14 protein-coding genes are annotated in these 18,662 nt (G+C 71.3%); 6 read left to right on the plus strand and 8 right to left on the minus strand.

Going from position 1 to position 18,662, the window contains the following annotated elements:
- Nucleotides 1-11: 11 nt before the first annotated feature.
- From paaC to paaE, 3 genes are read left to right on the plus strand one after another with little or no spacing between them, the layout of a single operon-like run.
- Nucleotides 12-890: a 1,2-phenylacetyl-CoA epoxidase subunit PaaC gene (gene paaC, locus FHS23_RS07550; protein ID WP_183649891.1), complete on the plus strand. Its 879-nt coding sequence runs from the start codon at nt 12-14 to the stop codon at nt 888-890.
- Entirely contained in the window at nt 884-1,429 is a 546-nt protein-coding gene (gene paaD / locus FHS23_RS07555) for a 1,2-phenylacetyl-CoA epoxidase subunit PaaD (RefSeq protein ID WP_183649894.1), read from the plus strand. Before paaC ends, paaD begins: the two co-directional genes overlap by 7 nt.
- Nucleotides 1,413-2,519, plus strand: a complete 1,107-nt coding sequence (gene paaE / locus FHS23_RS07560; RefSeq protein ID WP_183649898.1) for a 1,2-phenylacetyl-CoA epoxidase subunit PaaE — start codon at nt 1,413-1,415, stop codon at nt 2,517-2,519. Before paaD ends, paaE begins: the two co-directional genes overlap by 17 nt.
- Nucleotides 2,520-3,250: 731 nt before the next feature.
- Here the strand turns inward: paaE and FHS23_RS07565 are convergent.
- The 5 genes from FHS23_RS07565 to FHS23_RS07585 all read right to left on the minus strand — a co-directional run bounded on the left by FHS23_RS07565 (nt 3,251) and on the right by FHS23_RS07585 (nt 11,086).
- Nucleotides 3,251-5,116: a serine/threonine-protein kinase gene (locus FHS23_RS07565; protein WP_183649902.1), complete on the minus strand. Its 1,866-nt coding sequence runs from the start codon at nt 5,114-5,116 to the stop codon at nt 3,251-3,253.
- Complete coding sequence (locus tag FHS23_RS07570; RefSeq protein ID WP_183649906.1) at nt 5,113-6,990, minus strand: serine/threonine-protein kinase; 1,878 nt, start codon at nt 6,988-6,990, stop codon at nt 5,113-5,115. The genes FHS23_RS07565 and FHS23_RS07570 overlap by 4 nt, the downstream gene beginning before the upstream one ends.
- The gene (locus FHS23_RS07575) at nt 6,990-8,036 is read right to left on the minus strand and encodes a tryptophan--tRNA ligase (RefSeq protein ID WP_183649909.1); all 1,047 of its coding nucleotides are present in this window, start codon (nt 8,034-8,036) and stop codon (nt 6,990-6,992) included. Before FHS23_RS07575 ends, FHS23_RS07570 begins: the two co-directional genes overlap by 1 nt.
- Before the next feature lie 71 nt (nt 8,037-8,107).
- Nucleotides 8,108-8,920 (minus strand): SGNH/GDSL hydrolase family protein, encoded by an 813-nt coding sequence (locus FHS23_RS07580; protein ID WP_183649912.1) that lies wholly within the window; start codon nt 8,918-8,920, stop codon nt 8,108-8,110.
- Nucleotides 8,921-9,136: 216 nt separating this feature from the next.
- Entirely contained in the window at nt 9,137-11,086 is a 1,950-nt protein-coding gene (locus FHS23_RS07585) for a propionyl-CoA synthetase (protein WP_281372359.1), read from the minus strand.
- A 127-nt stretch (nt 11,087-11,213) separates the two neighbouring features.
- Here FHS23_RS07585 and FHS23_RS07590 point away from each other — a divergent pair, with 127 nt between their 5' ends.
- Nucleotides 11,214-12,884, plus strand: a complete 1,671-nt coding sequence (locus FHS23_RS07590; protein WP_183649918.1) for a protein kinase domain-containing protein — start codon at nt 11,214-11,216, stop codon at nt 12,882-12,884.
- Between the two features lie 113 nt (nt 12,885-12,997).
- Here FHS23_RS07590 and FHS23_RS07595 read toward each other — a convergent pair whose 3' ends face one another.
- Nucleotides 12,998-14,554: a dolichyl-phosphate-mannose--protein mannosyltransferase gene (locus FHS23_RS07595; RefSeq protein WP_343053708.1), complete on the minus strand. Its 1,557-nt coding sequence runs from the start codon at nt 14,552-14,554 to the stop codon at nt 12,998-13,000.
- A gap of 106 nt (nt 14,555-14,660) precedes the next feature.
- On the opposite strand from FHS23_RS07595, the gene rsmI reads away from it, so the two are divergent.
- On the plus strand, nt 14,661-15,488 hold the full coding sequence (rsmI, locus tag FHS23_RS07600) for a 16S rRNA (cytidine(1402)-2'-O)-methyltransferase (protein ID WP_183649922.1): 828 nt from the start codon (nt 14,661-14,663) through the stop codon (nt 15,486-15,488).
- Here the strand turns inward: rsmI and FHS23_RS07605 are convergent.
- On the minus strand, nt 15,455-16,834 hold the full coding sequence (locus tag FHS23_RS07605) for an aminodeoxychorismate synthase component I (protein WP_183649926.1): 1,380 nt from the start codon (nt 16,832-16,834) through the stop codon (nt 15,455-15,457). The two genes, rsmI and FHS23_RS07605, sit on opposite strands and share 34 nt — an antisense overlap.
- Nucleotides 16,835-16,963: 129 nt before the next feature.
- Here FHS23_RS07605 and FHS23_RS07610 point away from each other — a divergent pair, with 129 nt between their 5' ends.
- Nucleotides 16,964-17,995 carry a glycoside hydrolase family 183 protein gene (locus FHS23_RS07610; RefSeq protein ID WP_183649929.1) on the plus strand — a complete coding sequence of 344 codons (1,032 nt, stop codon included), beginning with the start codon at nt 16,964-16,966 and terminating at the stop codon, nt 17,993-17,995.
- Nucleotides 17,996-17,998: 3 nt separating this feature from the next.
- Here FHS23_RS07610 and FHS23_RS07615 read toward each other — a convergent pair whose 3' ends face one another.
- Entirely contained in the window at nt 17,999-18,592 is a 594-nt protein-coding gene (locus FHS23_RS07615; protein WP_183649932.1) for a GH25 family lysozyme, read from the minus strand.
- Between the last annotated feature and the right edge of the window lie 70 nt (nt 18,593-18,662).

An 18,662-nucleotide genomic window follows, 5' to 3' on the forward strand; every position in this document is an offset into this window, starting at 1 on the left:
AGGGAACGCACATGGCTTTCGACAACGCCTACGAGGCGCTCGCCGACGCCCACGACGACGCTCGCTGGGCCTTCGGCACCGGTTTCGAGGACCCGTTGTCCGGAGTGGACACGACGGTGCCATCCGGTGTGGACGGAGACGACCTCGCGCGCTACTGCCTCATGCTCGGCGACGACGCGCTCGTGCTGTCGCACCGGCTGCAGCAGTGGTGCACCCGAGCGCCGGAGCTGGAGGACGAGGTCGCGATCGCCAACATCGGCCTCGACCTGCTCGGCCAGGCGCGGCTGTTGCTCGCACGGGCGGGGAAGGCCGACGGCACCGGCCGGGGCGAGGACCACTACGCCTACTTCCGCGGTGAACACGAGTTCCGCAACGTCCGGCTCGCCGAACGCGAACAGACCGACTTCGCCCAGCTCGTCGCGACGATGCTGGTGCTCACGACGTGGCGGCTCGCGGTGTTCCAGCGCCTGCGCGAGTCGGCCGACCCGGTGCTGGCCGCGATCGCGCAGAAGGGCGTCCACGAGCTGACCTACCACCGCGACTACGCGGCGCAGTGGGTCGTGCGGCTCGGTGACGGCACCGAGACCTCCCGCGCCCGGACCGTCGCCGCGTTCGACGACGTGTGGCCGCTGGTGGCGGAGCTGTTCGAGACGCACGACGTCGAGCGGCGCCTTCGCGGCGTCGCGGTCGACCCGGTCGAGGTGCGCGACGAGTTCGACGACGTGCTGACGCAGGTGCTGTCGGCGGCGACCCTGGAGACACCGCAGGTCCGCGCGAAGGCGGGCGTCGCAGGCGGCAAGGGCCGCGACGGCAGGCACACCGAGGCGATGGGCTACCTGTTGGCGGAACTGCAGAGCGTCGCGCGAGCGCACCCGGAGGCGACATGGTGACGGCCAGGACCGACGAGACCACGGGGGCCGGGGTGTCCACGGGCACCACCGTGACCGCGCAGGAGGTCGCCGAGACGGTGACCGACCCGGAACTGCCGATGCTCACGCTGGCCGACCTGGGCGTGCTACGCGAGGTCACCGAGACCGCCGACGGCGTCACGGTGTCGATCACGCCGACCTACACCGGCTGCCCCGCGATGGACACCATGCGCGACGACCTCGTCCACGCGTTGCATCGGGCGGGTTTCGGCCGCGTCGAGGTCCGCACGGTGCTGCATCCGCCGTGGAGCACGGATTGGATCACCGCGCGGGGGCGCAGGCGACTCGCCGAGGCGGGGATCGCGCCGCCGGGAGCCGCGCCGCAGCGGGGGAGCGGCCCGGTGCCGGTGCAGCTGTTCCCGCCGCAGCGCAGGGTCAGCTGCCCCCACTGCGGCGGCGCCGACACCGAGCCGGTGTCCGAGTTCGGTCCGACCGCGTGCAAGGCGCTGCGCCGCTGCCCGGCCTGCTCCGAGCCGTTCGAGCATGTCAAGGAGATCTGACGTGACCGCATCCACCACACCCGTCCGGTCCCGGCTGCGCGGTGAGTTCCACACACTGACCGTCGCGGGCGTCGACCGGTTGTGCGACGACGCCGTCGCGGTCACGTTCGACGTGCCGCCCGAGTTGGCCGACGTCTACGACTTTCGCGCGGGACAGTCGCTCACCCTGCGCCGCAGGACCGAGGGCCGTGAGGAGCGTCGCTCGTACTCGATCTGCGCGGCGGAGGGGAGTGCGCTGCGGATCGGCGTGCGGGAAGTCCCGGGCGGCCTGTTCTCCGGCTGGCTGGTGCGCGAGGTGCGGCCCGGCGACGAGGTCGAGGTCGGCGCGCCGACGGGCACGTTCACCCCTGCCGACACGGCGGGCAGGCACGTGCTGATCGGAGCGGGATCGGGGATCACTCCGCTGCTGTCGATCGCCGCGACCGTACTGCGCGACCCGGCTGCGACCGTGACACTGCTGTACGGCAATCGCCGCAGCGACACCGTCATGTTCGCCGACGACCTGGCCGACCTGAAGGATCGCTACCCGCAGCGGCTCGAACTGGTGCACGTGCTGTCGAGGGAACCCCGGGAAGCGGACCTGTTCACCGGCAGGCTCGACGCGGACAAGCTTCGCGGGCTGTTGGCGCTCGTCGGCGAGCCCGGGGAGATCGCCGAATGGTGGTTGTGCGGCCCGTTCGACATGGTGGCAGGCGCGCGGGAACTGCTCGGTGACGTGGGCGTGCCGGCCGAACGCGTCCACGCGGAACTGTTCTACGCGGGCGATGTGCCCCCGGAACCCGTGCGGCACGTCGAACAGCAGCCGGAGGCCGATGCGTGCGACGTCACGGTCGTGCTGGACGGCAGGCGCACCACGACGGCGCTGCCCGGCGATGTGTCCATTCTCGACGGTGCGCAGCGCGTGCGGCCCGACCTGCCGTTCGCATGCAAGGGCGGGGTGTGCGGCACCTGCCGGGCGAAGGTCACCGGCGGGGAGGTCGCCATGCGCCGCAACTTCGCGCTCGAGCAGGCCGAGGTCGACGCCGGATTCGTGCTGACCTGCCAGACCGTTCCCGTGTCCGGCGAGGTCACGGTGGACTACGACGTGTGATCGCGTGGTTCCCGACTCTTCCACGCGTGTTGCGTTCTGCGGGGGCCGTGTTGCGTTTGGCGGGGGCCCTGTTGTCGATTCCGGGGCCCATGTCGTCGGTGATCTCCTCACGGTCGTCCAGACAACCGGCAGTGACCGATAGTGGTGCAATTCTGTGCCCGAGCCTTGTCGGCCAACCCACGTTCAGCCCTCGGGAGGTCGTCGTCGCGGGCCCACAGGTCACGTGCGGTACACGTCCTGGAACGGTGGGCTGTCATCGTCGTGGTGTTCCGGGTCTGTGGCTCTCCGGCTCGGCTACCGTGGCTTGAGGGCGTGTCGGTGTCCTGCGTGCCGGGGTAGCGCCTCGTGGGCCGTGTCGTGGTGCCGGGAGCGGGCAGGTCGCGGATCACCGTGCTCGGTCGTCGTCGGGTGCGGCCCAGGTCGACCGGTTCGCCGGTCCCGGGCTCACACAGCACGTCGCCGCCGCGGCCGGCGGCGAGACACCCGGGTCGTGGCCCAGCAGCAGCGGACTTGGAATGGCTCCGCCGCGTGGCCGGTCCGCCTCGCCTCCTCGGGTCGCGGTACCCCGAGAGGCCGTAACCCTCGGCGGAACGGCACGACCGCACGCCCGCGCGCAGAACACGCGTGCCCGAAAACGCAACACGGGCCCCCGAAAACGCAACACGGACCCCCGAAAACGCAACACGGGCCCCGGAAAGCGCAACACGGGCCCACTGGGGCGGCAAGCGGCGTCAGCCTGCCGGGGGCAGGTTTTTCAGCACGGAGTTGGCGAGGGCCTTGGCGTTCTCGCACGGTTTGGCCTTGTCGTCGTTCGCCGAATAGGTGACGCTGGCCGTCTCGATCGTCGGCAGCACCTGGTCCGACCCCTCTTCGAAGTCGCGGTGCTTCCAGTCGATGGAGCAGGCCGAACTGCGGCTGTTCTGATACCCGGTGACCCCGTTGAGCTGGACCGGTTCGACGTCGCGGTAGCTGTTCTCCGGGCCGAACGTCGACGCGGGCGTGAGCTCGGCGCGCAGGGTGCCGTTGCCGTTGATGGCGTCGATGCGGCAGGTGCTCAGATCGTCGGCCGTTGTGGACTGGACGACACCGAGCTGTTGTTGCACGGCCTGGTCGTCGATCAGCGAGCACAGATCCGCCCGGGCGAGGCTGTTGTCCGGCAGGTCCTGCTTCGGCGGCTTCGTGCGCAGCTTGTCGACCGCGAGGTCCAGGGCCGCGGTCAGGTGATCGCACATCCCGGAGTCCTCGGAAGCCTCCATCGTGATCGCCTGTTGCGGCGACGACGGTGACGCGACCGCCCGGCTGCAGCCGGAGCTCGTGCTCTCCTGCAGTACGGCCTGGCCTGCGACCCGGTCTCCGGTGGCGCTCATGCGGGAGCGGTCGATCGTCGCCCCGAGTTCGAGATTGATCGAGCCGGAGGAGAACCCGCCCTGGCCGAAGCGGCAGCGGTGCAGGTACGTCGAATAGGCCGACGGCTCCAACGTCGTGTCGCCGAAGGTCTCACCCTTCAGCAGCGCGCACGCGTCGATGTCGCGCAGGCGGTCGACGCCGAGTGCCTGCGCGACCGGCTCGCGCTGGTCGGGTTCGATCACGGTGCCCGCCACCGGTGCGAACCCCTGCACGACGGCGAGAGCCACCACGGCGGCGGCCGCGCCGACCAGCGCGGTCACCTTCGGCCAGCGCGGCTTGCGGGGAGGCGGGGGCGGTTCCGGCGGCGGCAGTGCCAGCACGTGCCGGACCTCCGCCTCCTGGGCGTCGATCAGCTGCTGGACCTCGACCGGCCAGACCGGGCCCTCGTGGTCGATCGGGCCGACCAGGTCGAGCAGCTGGGTCGGAGTCGGCCGGGCTTCGGGATCGTGGGCGAGGCAGGCCTCGATCACCGGCAGGATCTCGGGCGGCACCCCGTCGAGTTGGGGCGGTTCGTGCACCACGTTGTAGAGCGTCTGAGCGGCGGTCGTCCCGGTGAACGGGCCTTGCCCGGTCGCGGCCATCACGAGCAGCGCTCCCAGCGAGAAGATATCGCTCGCCGGCGTGAGGTCTCTGCCCTCGGCCTGTTCGGGCGACATGTACGCGGGCGAACCGACCACCGTGCCGGTGCTGGTGAACTCGGCACCCTCGGCGGCCCTGGCGATACCGAAGTCGATCACCCGAGGGCCGTCCGAGGTGAGCAGTACGTTGCCCGGCTTCAGGTCACGGTGAATCAGCCCGGCGCGGTGCACGTCCGACAACGCGGTCGCCAGGCCGGCGATCAGCCTGCGCATCGACGGCACCGGCAGCGGCCCGGACGCGTCGATCGCGTCCCGCAGCGACGGCCCCGCCACGTACACCGACGCGAGCCACGGCGCCTCGGCCCCGGGGTCGGCTTCCATGACGGCGGCCGTGTAGGCACCGGACACCCGCCGGGAGGCTTCGACCTCCTGCCGGAACCGCACCCGGAAGCCGTCGTCCTTCGAGAAGCTGGGATGGATGCGCTTGACCGCGGCGACCCGGCCGTCCTGGCTCAGGCACAGGAACACCTGGCCCATGGCGCCCTCACCGAGCAGCACCAGCGGGCGGTAGTGGCCGATCGGGTGGGACTGTTCCGGCTGGAGTGGCTTCATGACTCCGGCAGCCCTTCCAGCACGGCTTCGCTGAGCTTGCGGGCACGCTCACACGCGAGCTCGGCGGTCGTGTTCTCGTCGTCGTACCGGCCCCGGTAGGACACTTCGACGACCTGCGCGTAGTAGTCGGAGTCCTCCCCGGACACGGGCGCCTGCGCCCACTCGACGTCGCACGAGGCGGAGCCGGTCGAACTGGGCCGCTGGTAGGCGTCCGTCCCGCCGATCCGGATCTTCTCGGTGCCGTCCGAGGAGGACTCCGCCGGGTCGCCCCCGATACCGATGCGGACGACCGCCTCGCCGCCACCGCTGTAGGTGCATTCGCGGAGGTAATCCGACTCGACCGACGGCGTCTGCCCGAACACGTCCTGTGCCCGCTGCCTGCTGACGAGTAGACACGGATCCGTCTCGGCGAGCGCGCGGTACTGCTCGTCCCACGTGCCGTCGCCCTTCCTGGCCGCCTTCACCGCCGCGCCGAGGTGCTTCCGCCCCGTCTTGCACGGCGTGTAGTTCTTGCCGGGCTCACCGTCGCCGTACCAGCCGACGCGGACCTCGATGCTGTTCGTCGGTGTCTGCGGGAGCACCCCCGCCACGGTGCAGCGGCCCTCCCCGGGGCCCCTGACGAGTGTGGCCAGCCCCGCCGTCTCTCCCTCGGACCTGCTGGAACTCGACAGGACGCGCGCGCCGAGTTCGAGTGTCACCGACACGTTCTCGTTCACGTCGAATCGGCACGAGTCGTACTCGGTACTGCCGTCGGACGTCAGGTTGGGGACGAGCTTGCACGGGTCGAGTTTGCGCAGCGACGCCGGAGCCAGCGGGCCGGTGGGCGCCTCGGTGGTCGGGATCGGATCGGGAGCCTCCGCGGCCACGGTCGTCGCCGTGCCGGTCTCGAGTGTGGTCACGCCGACGAGTCCGGTCACGCCGAGCGCCGCGACCATGATCAGAGCGGCGAGCGCGACCACCAGGCCGCCGCGCGACTTCCGCAGGTCCGACCCGGCGAGCACGGCGTCGACGTCGTCCTCGCAGCGCCGGATCTCCTGCTGGACCCGTTCCGGCCACGGGTTGTTCGTGGGCGGCAGGCTGCCGATCATGCCGCGCAGCTGGTCCGGCGTCGGCCGCTGCGCGGGATCGCGCGCCAGGCACGGGCCGATGATCGACATCAGCTCCGGCGGAACCCTGCTCAGGTCCGGCTCGCCATGGACGACGTTGTACAGCGTTTGCGGGGTCGTGTTGCCCGCGTACGGACTCTTGCCCGTTGCGGCCATGACCAGCAGCGTTCCCAGCGAGAAGATGTCGCTGGCCGTCGTCAGGCTGCGGCCCTCGGCCTGCTCCGGCGACGTGAACCCGGCCGAACCGACGACCGAACCGGTGCTCGTCAGCTCGGAACTGCCTTCGACGGCCCGGGCGATACCGAAGTCGATCACCCGTGGGCCGTCGGCGGCCAACAGGACGTTGCTCGGCTTGAGGTCACGATGCACCAGGCCGGCCCGGTGGATGTCGGCCAGCGCCGACACCAGCCCCGCGGCGAGGTGCCGCACGGCCGTCGACGGCAACGGCCCCGCGGTGTCGATCGCGTCCTGCAGCGACGGCCCCGCCACGTACACCGACGCGAGCCACTGCTGCTCCGCGTCCGTGTCGGCGTCCATGACGGCCGCGGTGAAGGCACCGGAGACCTGCCTGGACGTCTCGACCTCGCGGCGGAACCGCTCCCGGAACCCGTGGTCGTGGGAGAAGGCCGGGTGGATGCGCTTGAGAGCCGCGGGCCTGCCGTCCGGCGCCATCGCCAGGTACACCCGGCCCATGCCGCCTTCGCCGAGCATCGCCAACAGGCGATACCGCCCCGCGTACTCCTTGTCGCCGTCCCCCAGGACCTTCATCAGCGCGCCACGCCTGTCAGCCCGATCGCCTCGCGTACCTGCGACAGCACGCGGCCCGCGCGGTCCCGTGCCTTCTGCGCACCCTCGGCGAGCACCGTGTCGAGCTCACTGCCGGGTTCCATCAGGGCGTCGTACCGCTCCCGCAGCGGGGCGATCTCGGTGTTCAGCACCTCGAACAGGACGTTCTTGAGCTCGCCCCAGCCCATGCCGCCCGCTTCGAGCCGCTTCCGGGTGTCCTCCACGACGTGCGCGTGGTCGGCCGACGCGAACTGCTCGAGGATCCGGAACGGCGCCGAGGTGCTCGGGTCCTTCGGTTCCTCCACCGGCGTGCTGTCGGTGGGGATGCGCCGCACGAGCTTGAGGAGCTTCTTCTCGGGCAGGAACAGCGGGATCGTGTTGTCGTACGACTTGCTCATCTTGCGGCCGTCGAGGCCCGGCAGCGTCTGCCCTCGGCTCTCGTCCGGGACGATCGCCTCGGGCACCTTGAACGTGTAGTTCTTGCCGTACACGTGGTTGAAGCTGCCTGCGATGTCGGCCGCGTACTCGACGTGCTGCAGCTGGTCCCTGCCGACCGGCACGACGTCCGACTCCATGATCAGGATGTCGACGGCCATGAGGATCGGGTAGTTGTACAGGCCCATGTTGACGCCCGCGTCCGGGTCCTCGCCCGCCTCGACGTTCTTGTCGCGCGCCGCCTTGTAGGCGTGGGCCCGGTTCATCAGACCCTTGGCCGTCATGCACGAGAGAGCCCAGTTGAGCTCGAAGATCTCGGGCACGTCCGACTGCACGTAGAACGTGGTGCGCTTCGGGTCCAGGCCCGCGGCCAGCCACGTCGCGGCGACCGAGCGCGTGTACTGCCGCAGCTCCTTCGGGTCCCGCAGGCTGGTGAGTGCGTGGTAGTCCGCGATGAAGTAGACCGAGTCGTATGCCTCGGTGAGCGTCAACGCCGGCCGGATCGCCCCGACGAGGTTGCCGAGGTGCGGCTCACCGGTCGGTTTGATGCCGGTCAACGAGACTTTCGCTCCGCTGGTTACGGCCTGTGACATGGGGGTCATCGTACTGGCCGCCGCTCGCGCGATTGCCGGAAGGCGGCAACTCGCACCGCGGCGACCAGCGGTCAGGCGGGCCGGGGCGTGTCGCGATCGACGGACAGTAGGTCGTCGAGCACGGGCCGCAGTTGCGGGCGCTTCGGCGTGAACCCGTCGCCTGAGCACCGGCCGGTGAGATGGTTCATCACCCGGGTGCGGGCCGTCGGCAGCACCGAGCCCCAGAACCAGCGCGCGTGGGAGAGCGGGCCCGGCGAGTCGGGGGCACCCGGAAGCGGAGCGAGCCAGCTCGGGTCGTAGCGCACGTCGAGGGTGTCGAGCACGTGCCCGGCCACCCGGCGATGGCCGTGCTCGCTCAGATGCAGCCGGTCCCGGCCGAAGTAGCGCAGGTCGTGGACGGACTCGTCCGGCCACAGGTCGACCACGCGCGCGCCGTGGGCGTCGGCGGCGCTGCGCACCGCGTCGTTGAACGCCTCGATGCGCGAGCGCATCCAGCGGACCAGCGGGAGCCGCCCGGACACGTCGGAGAGCGTGAACACCACGACCTCGGGTGCGACGTCGGTGAGCAGTCGCAGCGCGGCGCGCACCCGGTTCGCCACGACCTCGTGGTCGTAGCCGCGGGTCGCCATGAGGTCGTTGGCGCCGCCGCACAGCGCGACCAGGTCGGGTTCGAGGTCGGCCGCCGCGGGAACCTGCTCCACGACGATCTGGTCGAGTCGTTTGCCCCGCACGCCGAGATTGGCGTAGTGCAGTGCCGGTTCGTCGCAGGCCAGGCGCTCGGCGACGAGGTCGGCCCAGCCGCGGTACATCGGCCTGCCGGGGTACGGGTCGTCGAGACCTTCGGTCAGGCTGTCGCCGAGCGCGACGAAACGCTGGTAGGACATCTTCCGCTCACACCCTGTTCGGTTCGGCTTCGCTCCCGGTTCCTGCGGGATGACCGCTGCCCGGGACTGTCGCCACGAATGGGCTAAACGTTACCGGGCTGTGACCGGTGTGGCCGTTTCGGTACGGAATCGGCGGTTTCGCCCGGCCGACGGGGTGACGGATTCCGCGACCGGGACGAGCCGTGACCCCGGACGGACGGCTCGTCCCGCCCCGTATCATGTGTCGGTGCGCAGCACCGGCTGCAGAGCGGTGAGCACCTCCGGATCCTCGATGGTCGAGGGCACCGGCTCGTCGCGGCCGTCGGCGATGCCACGCATGGTCTTGCGCAGGATCTTGCCCGAGCGGGTCTTCGGCAGCGCCTGCACGATCGACACCTCCCGGAACGCGGCGACCGGGCCGATCTCCGCCCGCACCGCCTCGACCAGCTCCTCCCGCAGCCGTTCCTCGGAGATGTCCACACCCGCCTTGAGCACGACGAACCCGCGCGGCAGCTGGCCCTTGAGCTGGTCGGCCACGCCGATCACGGCGCATTCGGCGACCGCGGGGTGGGCGGCCAGCACGGCCTCCATCGAACCGGTCGACAACCGGTGGCCCGCGACGTTGATGACGTCGTCGGTGCGGCCCATGACGAACAGGTATCCGTCGTCGTCGAGGTAGCCGGAGTCGCCGGTGAGGTAGTAGCCGTCGTAGCGGGAGAGGTAGGCCTCCCTGAACCGCTCGTCGTCGCCCCACAGGGTCGGCAGCGCGCCCGGCGGCAGCGGTAGTTCGATCGCGATCGCCCCCTCCTTCCCCGCGGGGAGGGACACGCCGCCCTGGTCGAGGATCCGCACGTGCCAGCCCGGCACCGGCATCGTCGCCGACCCCGGTTTGACCGGCATCGGCTCGAGGCCGCGCAGGTTGGCCGCGATCGGCCAGCCGGTCTCGGTCTGCCACCAGTGGTCGACGACCGGTACGCCGAGCTTGTCGTGCGCCCAGTGGTACGTCTCCGGGTCGAGACGCTCGCCGGCCATGAACAGTGTCGTGAAGCCGCCGAGGTCGTAGCCGCTCAGTTCCCCCGCGTCCGGATCGACCCGCTTGACCGCCCGCAGCGCCGTCGGTGCCGTGAACAGGGCCTTCACCCCGTGCTCGGAGATGACGCGCCAGAACGCGCCGGCGTCCGGCGTGCCGACCGGCTTGCCCTCGTACAGCACCGTCGTGGCGCCGATGAGCAGCGGCGCGTAGACGATGTAGGAGTGGCCGACGACCCAACCGACGTCGGAGGCCGTCCACCAGACGTCTCCCGGGTGGATGTCGTACACCGCGCCCATCGACCACGTCAGCGCCACGGCGTGCCCGCCGTTGTCGCGGACGACGCCCTTCGGCTTGCCCGTGGTGCCGGAGGTGTAGAGCACGTACAGCGGGTCGGTCGCCGCGACCGGCACCGGGTCGGCCGGTGTCGCGCCGGACATCAGCTCCGCCCAGTCGACGTCCCGGCCCGTGAGCTCGGCCCGGCTCGCCTCGCGTTGCAGGACGACCACATGGTCCGGCTGGTGCTCCGTGGCCGCGAGCGCGTCCTCGACGATCGGTTTGTACTCGACGACCCGGCCCGGTTCGATGCCGCAGGAGGCCGCGACGATCGCCTTCGGCTTCGCGTCCTCGACCCGCGCGGCCAGCTCCTTCGGGGCGAACCCGCCGAAGACGACGGAGTGCACCGCGCCGAGCCGAGCACAGGCCAGCATCGCGACGACCGCCTCGGGCACCATCGGCATGTAGATGATCACCCGGTCGCCCTTCCCGACGCCGAGGGAGCGGAGGCCGCCCGCGAACCGGGCCACCTCGTCGCGCAGCTGCGCGTAGGTGTACGTGCGCTGCGACGACGTGACGGGCGAGTCCCAGATCAGCGCGGCCTGCTCGCCGCGACCGGCCTCGACGTGCCGGTCGAGCGCGTTGTGGGCGGTGTTCAGTTCGCCGTCGGGGAACCACCGGTACAGCGGCGCGTGGGAGTCGTCCAGAGCCTTCGTGGGCGCTTTCGTCCAGGTCACTCCGCGGGCGGCGTCGAGCCAGAAACCCTCCGGGTCGTTGATGCTGCGCTCGTAGATGTCGGCGTACGCGCCCATCGCGGCTCTCCTTCGTGCCATCGCGTGCTCTGCGCTGAGTCTTCGACTCTCGACCGTAGGACGTTGCATGTGCGCTGCACCAGAGCGACGCCCGGCGAGGCGGATGCGGCCGCGGCCACGGCGGCCGACATACTGTGTGCACCGGCAGGCACATGGGCCGAGGACGTCATCAGCGACAGGCACGGAGGCGCGAGAGGTGGAATCGATCGCTGGCTCGTTGTTGTCGCTGGCGTACCGGATCTTCCAGCCCGGGTTCTGCCCGGGCGACTGGGTGTGGGCGACCAGCATGGCCGGCCTGCTCATGGGCCTGTGGCCCGTGTTCGGCGCGCTGGTCATCGCGATCGTCCGCAAGTTCACCGGCAATCGCTACACCGGCGCCCCACTGATCGCCATCGGCGCGATCGCCGTCGTCACGGTGCTGGTGATGCCGTGGCTGCTGGCGACGGGCATATCCGGCATCTACCGCGACGTCTTCGCGGGCGGCACCGGCGGCCTGACGCAGACCGACGTCGCGAACATGTCGCGGGAGTACTGCTTCGTCGGCCCGCAGACCGAGTACCTCGGCGGCGGGCAGAACATCTACGAGACACTGTTCTACCCGTCGGGCGACTCGCTGGCCTACGGCTACTACCTCGGAGGTCTCGTCGGCCTGCCGATCCTGACGTTGCTGGCGGTCATGCTGCTCGGCCGGGTCGCGCTGCGCCGCGGGCCGAAGTGGCCGGGCCGGTTCGTGTGGGGCTCGTACGTCGCCTTCGTCCTGCTGTCGGCGGGAGTCGAGGCCAACACCGCCATCCACCTGTGGCTGGGCTTCCTGCCCGCCGTGATCCTCGGGATCATCCCGGTGGCGATCGTGGGTGCCCCCAGCTGGTCGACCATCCAGCGGTCGGACTCCCCACCGGAACCCCGCCCGGCACGGCCCGAACCACAGCGGCGGCCGGAACCGGAACCGCCGCAGCGCCAGTACGCGCCCACCGCCGTCGCGCCGCCCCCACCGGTCGCCGCGGCCGCGGCCGTACCTGCGGCGGCGAACGGTTCGGACGGCCGGTTCGAGCGCATCCGCAAGCTCGGCCAGGGCGGGTTCGGCACCGTGTGGCAGGCGCGGGACACGCAGCTGGGCCGCACGGTCGCGCTCAAGATCGCGCACGTCACGGACCAGGAGACCCAGGAACGCATGCGGCGCGAGGCCCGTGCGCTGGCGATGCTGTCGCACCCGAACTGTGTGCGCGTCTACGACCTCGTCGAGGAACACGACGGCATGGCGCTGGTCATGGAATATCTCGAAGGCCGGTCGCTGGCCGACACGGTCGACACGGGTGGTGCGCTCGACGACATGTCCGCGGGCAAGCTGTGGGCGACGCTCGCGGGCGCCCTGTCGGCGGCGCACGAGAAGGACGTGCTGCACCGCGACATGAAGCCGTCGAACGTCATCCTCGACCCGCAGGGCCTGCCGCACCTGATCGACTTCGGTATCGCGCGCAGCGCCGGCGACGCGAAGCTGACCGCCACCGGCATGATGATCGGCACCCCGGACTACACGGCACCGGAAATCGCGGAGGGCTCGACCGCCACTCCGGCCTCGGACGCCTGGCAGCTGGCCGCGACCGTCAGCTTCGCACTGTCCGGGCACCCGCCGCGCGGCACCCGTGAGACGCCGATGGCCGCGCTGATGGCCGCTGCCCGTGCCGAACCGGCGAGCCAGCTGCCCCGGCAGAGCGTGCACGCCCGGCTGCTGCGAGCATCGCTCGATCCGCAGCCGCGGAACCGGCCGACCCTCGCCGCCGTGGAGCGGGAGATCGGCGGCTGGCTCTCCCGGATCGGTGCGTCCGCCGACGGTCCGGTGACGCAGATCGTGCCGCGCTCGCAGTGAGCAGGGACCCGGCGGGCCCGTCCCGTCGCGTTGCCCCCGGCCGTGGTGCCGGCCGTCGCGTACGCCGTGGTCGGCGTCGTGCACCTGGTCGCTAGGTCACCTCGCGGCCGAGGTCACCGCCAGGACGGAAGCCACAGCTCCGCGTTCCACCGTTCCGGAGTGATCGGCTCACCGACGAGGATCGGCCACAGCCACACGAAGTTCGCCACGACCAGTCCCGTGTACAGCGACACCACGAGCAGTCCCGTGCCGCGGCGTTCGAACCCGGCATTCGCGCGGCCGAGCAGGTGGCCGAGGACGAGTGTGATGCCGAGGATCAGGAACGGCGCCAGCGGCGTGGCGTAGAAGAAGTACATCTGCCTGTCGAGGTTCACGAACCACGGCAGCAGGCCCGCGCCGTAGCCGACGAGCACGGCGGCGTAGCGCCAGTCGGCGCGGAAGACCATCCGCCACAGGCCCCAGCCCAGTACCGGCAGCGCAAGCCACCACATCGCGGGCGTGCCGATGAGCATCGTCGCCTGGACACAGTCGCTCTGCCCGCAGCCGTCGATCTGCCCACCGGACTCGTGGTGATACAGCATCGGCCGCAGGCCCATCGGCCACGTCCACGGCTTCGACTCCCACGGATGCGGATCGCCGTCGGGCGTGGCCAGACTGCTGTGGAAGTCGAGGACGTTGAGGGTGTAGAGCACCAGGTTGCGCAGGGCATCGGGCAGGAACGGCAACGAACCGTCGCCGCTGATCTCGGCGTAGTGCCGGTCCGTCGCGGTCTCGGAGGCGAACCACGCCCACCACGTGGACAGATACACCAACACCGAGATCACGCCGATGCTCCACAGCGCCGGTGCCAGGTCGCGGCGCAGCATGCCCGTCCACGGCCGGGCGACGCCCGCGGTGCGCCGGGCCGCGATGTCGAACGCGATCGTCAGCAGACCGAACGCGACCACCCAGTACATGCCCGACCACTTGATGCCCGTGGCCAGTCCGAGCATCACGCCCGCGCCGAACCGCCACCATCGGAACCCGAGCCGCGGACCGAACGGTGTGTCCCACGCCCAGCCCTCCCGGACGGCCGTCGCGAGGCGTTCCCGCACCTGGTCGCGGTCGACCAGGACGCAGCCGAACGCCGCGACGACGAACAGGGCCTGGAAGATGTCGAGCATCCCCATCCGCGACTGGAGATGCAGCACGCCGTCGCAGATGACCAGGACGCCGGCGATCGCGCCGAGCAGTGTCGACCGCGTCAGCCGCCGGGCGATGCGGACGACCAGCAGGATGATCAGTGTGCCCGCGAGGGCCGCCGTGAGCCGCCAGCCCCAGCCGTTGTAGCCCAGCAGCCACTCGCCGACGGCCATGAGCTGCTTCGCCAGCGGCGGATGGACGACCAGCTCGTAGCCGTAGTTGTCCTCGTAACCGCCGTTGCGCAGCATCTGCCACGCCTGTGGGACGTAGTGCTTCTCGTCGAAGACCGGGGACCCGCCGTCGGTCGGGTGGCCGAGATTCCACAGTCGCAGAACGCCGCCGACGGTGGTGATGACGAGCGTGACCCACAGTGCGCGCATACGGTCGGTCGGCATCGGGGTGCCGAGCAGTGCGGCCTCGCGGTCCGACGGCGGCTGCCCGGCCGGACCGGTTCCGGCGCGGTGCGGTCGCGGCAGTACGGCGGTCACGGAGGCCGATCCTACGGGCGGCGTGTTACACCGTCCCAAGCCCGCGGTCCGTCGCTGGGGGCACGCGGCCCCGGGGCCCGGGGAATGCGCCCGATAGCCTCGCGGTATGCCGTTGATCCTCGCCGGGACGCCGCTCGGTGACCGCAGTGATGCCAGTCCCCGTCTCGCGGAGGCGCTGCGGACCGCGGACGTCATCGCCGCCGAGGACACCCGCCGGCTCCGGTCACTGGCCACGGCACTGGACGTCACGCCGGCGGCGAAGGTCGTCAGCTTCTACGAGGACGTCGAGAGCGCACGGTTGCCGAAACTGCTCGACGCCGTTCGCGAGGGCGAGGTCGTGGTGCTGGTGACGGATGCGGGGATGCCGAGCGTGTCCGATCCCGGCTTCCGTCTCGTTGCGGCGTGCGCCCAGGAGGATCTGCCGGTCAGTTGCGTGCCGGGGCCGTCGGCGGTGACCACGGCGCTGGCGCTGTCCGGCCTCGCGCCGGACCGGTTCTGTTTCGACGGGTTCGCGCCCCGCAAGCCCGGTGAACGTGCACGGTGGTTCGCCGAGTTGGCCGAGGAGAAGCGCACGACCGTGTTCTTCGAATCGCCGCACCGGTTGGCCGCGCTGTTGGCCGACGCGGCGCAGCGGCTGGGGCCGGACCGCCGCGCGGCCGTGTGCCGCGAGCTGACGAAGACGTACGAGCAGGTGCGCCGCGGCACGCTCGGTGAGCTGGCCGAGTGGGCCGCCGACGGCGTGCGCGGGGAGATCACCGTCGTACTGGCGGGTGCCGCGCCGCGGGACGTGAGCGTCGCCGACCTGATCGGCGAGGTGACGCGCCGGGTCGACGCGGGGGAGCGGCTGAAAACCGTCGCCGCTGAGGTCGCGAAGGAGACCGGTGTGTCGAAGAAGGAGCTCTACGACGCCGTCGTGGCGGCGCGGGCGGACTGACGCGGGGCCTGGTCGTCGGCGAGGACGTCGGGTGGCGAGGCGAGCAGCGTTTCCAGCGGAGCGGCCTTGTCGAGACATTCGTTCCATTCGGCGCGAGGGTCGGAGTCGGCCGTGATGCCGCCTCCCACGCCGACGTGCACCTCGCCCCCCGCGATCTCGAAGGTGCGGATCGCCACGTTGAGTTCAGTGCCCGCGACCGGCGACGCGAGGCCGACGGCTCCGGTGTAGAGGCCCCGCGGCACCGGTTCGAGCTCGGCGATCAGGTCCAGCGCGCGGATCTTCGGCGCACCGGTGACCGAGCCGGGCGGGAACGCCGCCCGCAGCAACTCCGTGTCGCCGGTGCCCGTGGGGAGCGTGCCGACCACCGTCGAGTCGAGGTGCCACACGCCCGGCGCGGGCCGGACGGCGAGCAGTTCCGGTACGCGCACACTGCCGGTCTCGCACACGCGGCCCAGGTCGTTGCGCACCAGGTCGGTGATCATCACGTTCTCGGCGACGTCCTTGACCGACTCGCGGAGCAGCCGTGCGCCCGCGTCGTCCTGCGGGCCGCGTCGAGGCCGGGTGCCCTTGATCGGGGTGGACCGGACCGTCGCGGCGTGCCGGGCGACGAACAGCTCCGGTGACATCGACACGGCCGCGCCCCAGTCGCCGGAGAGGTAGGCGGCGCGGGCCGGGTGCAGGCGGCGGGTGCCCTCGGTGAACAGTGCGAGCGGCGAGCCGTCGAACGTGCCGGTGAAACGGGTGCAGATGTTGGCCTGGAACACCTCGCCCGCTCCGATGGCGCGCACACACTCGGTGACCGCGTGTTCGTGGTCGGCGCGGGGCGGCCGGTCGAGCGACGTCGCGCGCCACGTGTGGGCGGGCTCGGTGCCGACCGTCCCGGGCGTGAGCAGATCGCGGAACTCGGCGGCGTCGACGTCACCGCCGGGGGTGCCGTCGAGGGCCTCGAACCACCAGCACCCGTCGGTGTCGAGGCGCAGCACGTGGCCGGCCCAGCCCCAGACTGCAGGCGGAAGTGGTCCGCGGCGCCGCGAGGGATCGGACAGGTCGTAGGAGAGGTAGCCGAACCAGCCGCCGCCGACCGCGTGGGGCGGGACGTCGGCGTCCACGATGATGTCGGAACCGTCGGTACCGGCGGGGAGGTCGGACGGTGCGGCGAGGGCGTCGGCCAGACCGTTGACCGGCTCGATCCGGACGGACGGTGCGACAACGGCGCGGGAGCCGAACCAGTCGCCGGTCAGCGCGGCGGGCCCGGCGAGGCCGCGTTCGCGCGCCCGGTGGGACAGCACCGTGAGGACCTGCTCGGGGGACAGGTCGCAGTCGAGCGCCGTTCGCCGAAGTCGCATGCGGGCATTGTCACCCGATCGATGGCGGATTCGAGATGAAGGTGTCCGACGTGACCGTCGTGTTCGGTTCGCCCTCGGATCTCCACGGCGAAGCGGGCGGAACGGGCCGATCGTGGCTACGTTCGCGGCATGGACATCCGACCCGCGACGACGGAACGGGTCGCCCCGATCACGGGCGCGGACTCACCCAACCGGACCGCCCAACGGTTCGCGATCGCCGCGACGGACCTGGGCATTCTGTGGGACGCCGGCGGCGGCAGGGTGTTCGCGCTGTTCGGCGACACCTTCGGCGACGGGTGGGGCGGCCACGGTGCCGGACCGGGGTCGGCGGACTGGCGCAGCAACGTGCTCGCCTGGTCCACCGCCCGTGACGTCTCCGGCGGGTTGTCGCTGGACGGGGTCGTCGCACGCGGCGACGGTGGGGCCGCGCAGGTCATCCCGTCGGGCAGACGTGAGGTGACGGTCGTGCCGAACGGCGCGATCACCGTCGACGGGATGCACTACGCCCACTACATGTCGGTGCGCGAATGGGGCGAGCCCGGGCACTGGCGCACGAACCATGCCGGCATCGCGGTGTCCCGCGACGACGGGCGCACCTGGAGCAGGCCCCGAGGTGCGCGGTGGAAGAACCCCGGCGGCCGGAGCAGGTTCCAGGTCGGCGCGTTCGCCCGCGACGGCGAGTACGTGCTGCTGTTCGGCACCACCAACGGCAGGCACGGCCTGCCCTACCTCGCCCGGGTGCGGCCCGCGGATCTGTTGCGCGTGCGGGCGTACGAGTACTGGGACGGTTCGGGCTGGCGTGGTCACGAAGACGCGGCGGCACCGGTCTTCGACGGTTCGGTCGGGGAGATGTCCGTCGGCTACCACCGTGGCTGCGGCCGCTGGCTGATGCTGCACCTCGACGAACCGCGCCGCGGCATCGTGCTCCGCACCGCGCCCGCGCCGACCGGCCCGTGGAGCGCGGGCGACGTCGTCGTCTCCGGCGACGAACATCCGGCGATCTACGGCGGATTCCTCCACCCCTGGTCGCTCGACGGGACGCTGGGCGGCACGGCCGGTTCACCCGGCGACCGGCCCGACGGGTTCGACCTCTACTACCTCGTATCCCAGTGGGGCCCGTACAACGTCTTCCTCACCCGAACCCGCCTCGAGGCCGGGTAGCGCTCACAGCAGCACGTCGGCGAGGGTGAACGGGTAGACGAGCGCCGACGTCGCGGCGGGACCGTCGCCGGTGTGCTGGTGCACTCCGAGTCTGCTGTGGAACCAGCCGGGTCTGCCGGGGATGCCGTTGCGGCGCACGAGCCACAGCACCACGCCGGAGTCGGCCCACTTGTCCGGGTGGAACCGGTGCTGCCAGTCCTCGAACTCGGCGTACACCAGCACCTTCCCGATACCGGCCTCGCCGCGGATCGTCTTGATCCATGTCTTGACGAACCGGTCGTCGATCCCGGCCGCGCGGGCGTCGAGTGCGGGCGCGAGCACCCCGGGCGCGAACGCCCCGAGCGGCGCGCCCGTGCGCACGACGTGCCGTGCCTGGTCGACGGCGCCGCCTTCCCTGGCCAGATGGCGGATCCCCGCGTGCACGCCTGCGTCGAGCGCGCGCGTGAGCTGCCGTGCCGAACCCGAGTCGCTCCAGTTGAGGTTCTCGGTGACGGTGATCGACGCGAACGTGACGGCCCTGGCGCGCAGCTCCGCCCAGTCCGGTACGGACTCGCGCGGCTCCAGGCCGACGCCGCTCGCGCCCGCGGGCTCCGTCACGGGTCCCCCTAGCTGCCGGAAGCGATAGTGACGGCCACCCTACGTGCGTTCGCGCACGTCAGGCGGCCAT

This window comes from Prauserella isguenensis (assembly GCF_014191605.1).
GTDB lineage: Bacteria > Actinomycetota > Actinomycetes > Mycobacteriales > Pseudonocardiaceae > Prauserella > Prauserella isguenensis.

Excerpts from the sequence above, each read along its gene's own strand:
- paaC (WP_183649891.1), top strand. The coding sequence starts at position 12 with ATGGCTTTCGACAACGCCTACGAGGCGCTCGCCGACGCCCACGACGAC.
- paaD (WP_183649894.1), top strand. The coding sequence starts at position 884 with ATGGTGACGGCCAGGACCGACGAGACCACGGGGGCCGGGGTGTCCACG.
- paaE (WP_183649898.1), top strand. The coding sequence starts at position 1,413 with ATGTCAAGGAGATCTGACGTGACCGCATCCACCACACCCGTCCGGTCC.
- FHS23_RS07565 (WP_183649902.1), bottom strand. The coding sequence starts at position 5,116 with ATGAAGCCACTCCAGCCGGAACAGTCCCACCCGATCGGCCACTACCGC.
- FHS23_RS07570 (WP_183649906.1), bottom strand. The coding sequence starts at position 6,990 with ATGAAGGTCCTGGGGGACGGCGACAAGGAGTACGCGGGGCGGTATCGC.
- FHS23_RS07575 (WP_183649909.1), bottom strand. The coding sequence starts at position 8,036 with ATGTCACAGGCCGTAACCAGCGGAGCGAAAGTCTCGTTGACCGGCATC.
- FHS23_RS07580 (WP_183649912.1), bottom strand. The coding sequence starts at position 8,920 with ATGTCCTACCAGCGTTTCGTCGCGCTCGGCGACAGCCTGACCGAAGGT.
- FHS23_RS07585 (WP_281372359.1), bottom strand. The coding sequence starts at position 11,086 with ATGCAACGTCCTACGGTCGAGAGTCGAAGACTCAGCGCAGAGCACGCG.
- rsmI (WP_183649922.1), top strand. The coding sequence starts at position 14,661 with ATGCCGTTGATCCTCGCCGGGACGCCGCTCGGTGACCGCAGTGATGCC.
- FHS23_RS07605 (WP_183649926.1), bottom strand. The coding sequence starts at position 16,834 with ATGCGACTTCGGCGAACGGCGCTCGACTGCGACCTGTCCCCCGAGCAG.
- FHS23_RS07610 (WP_183649929.1), top strand. The coding sequence starts at position 16,964 with ATGGACATCCGACCCGCGACGACGGAACGGGTCGCCCCGATCACGGGC.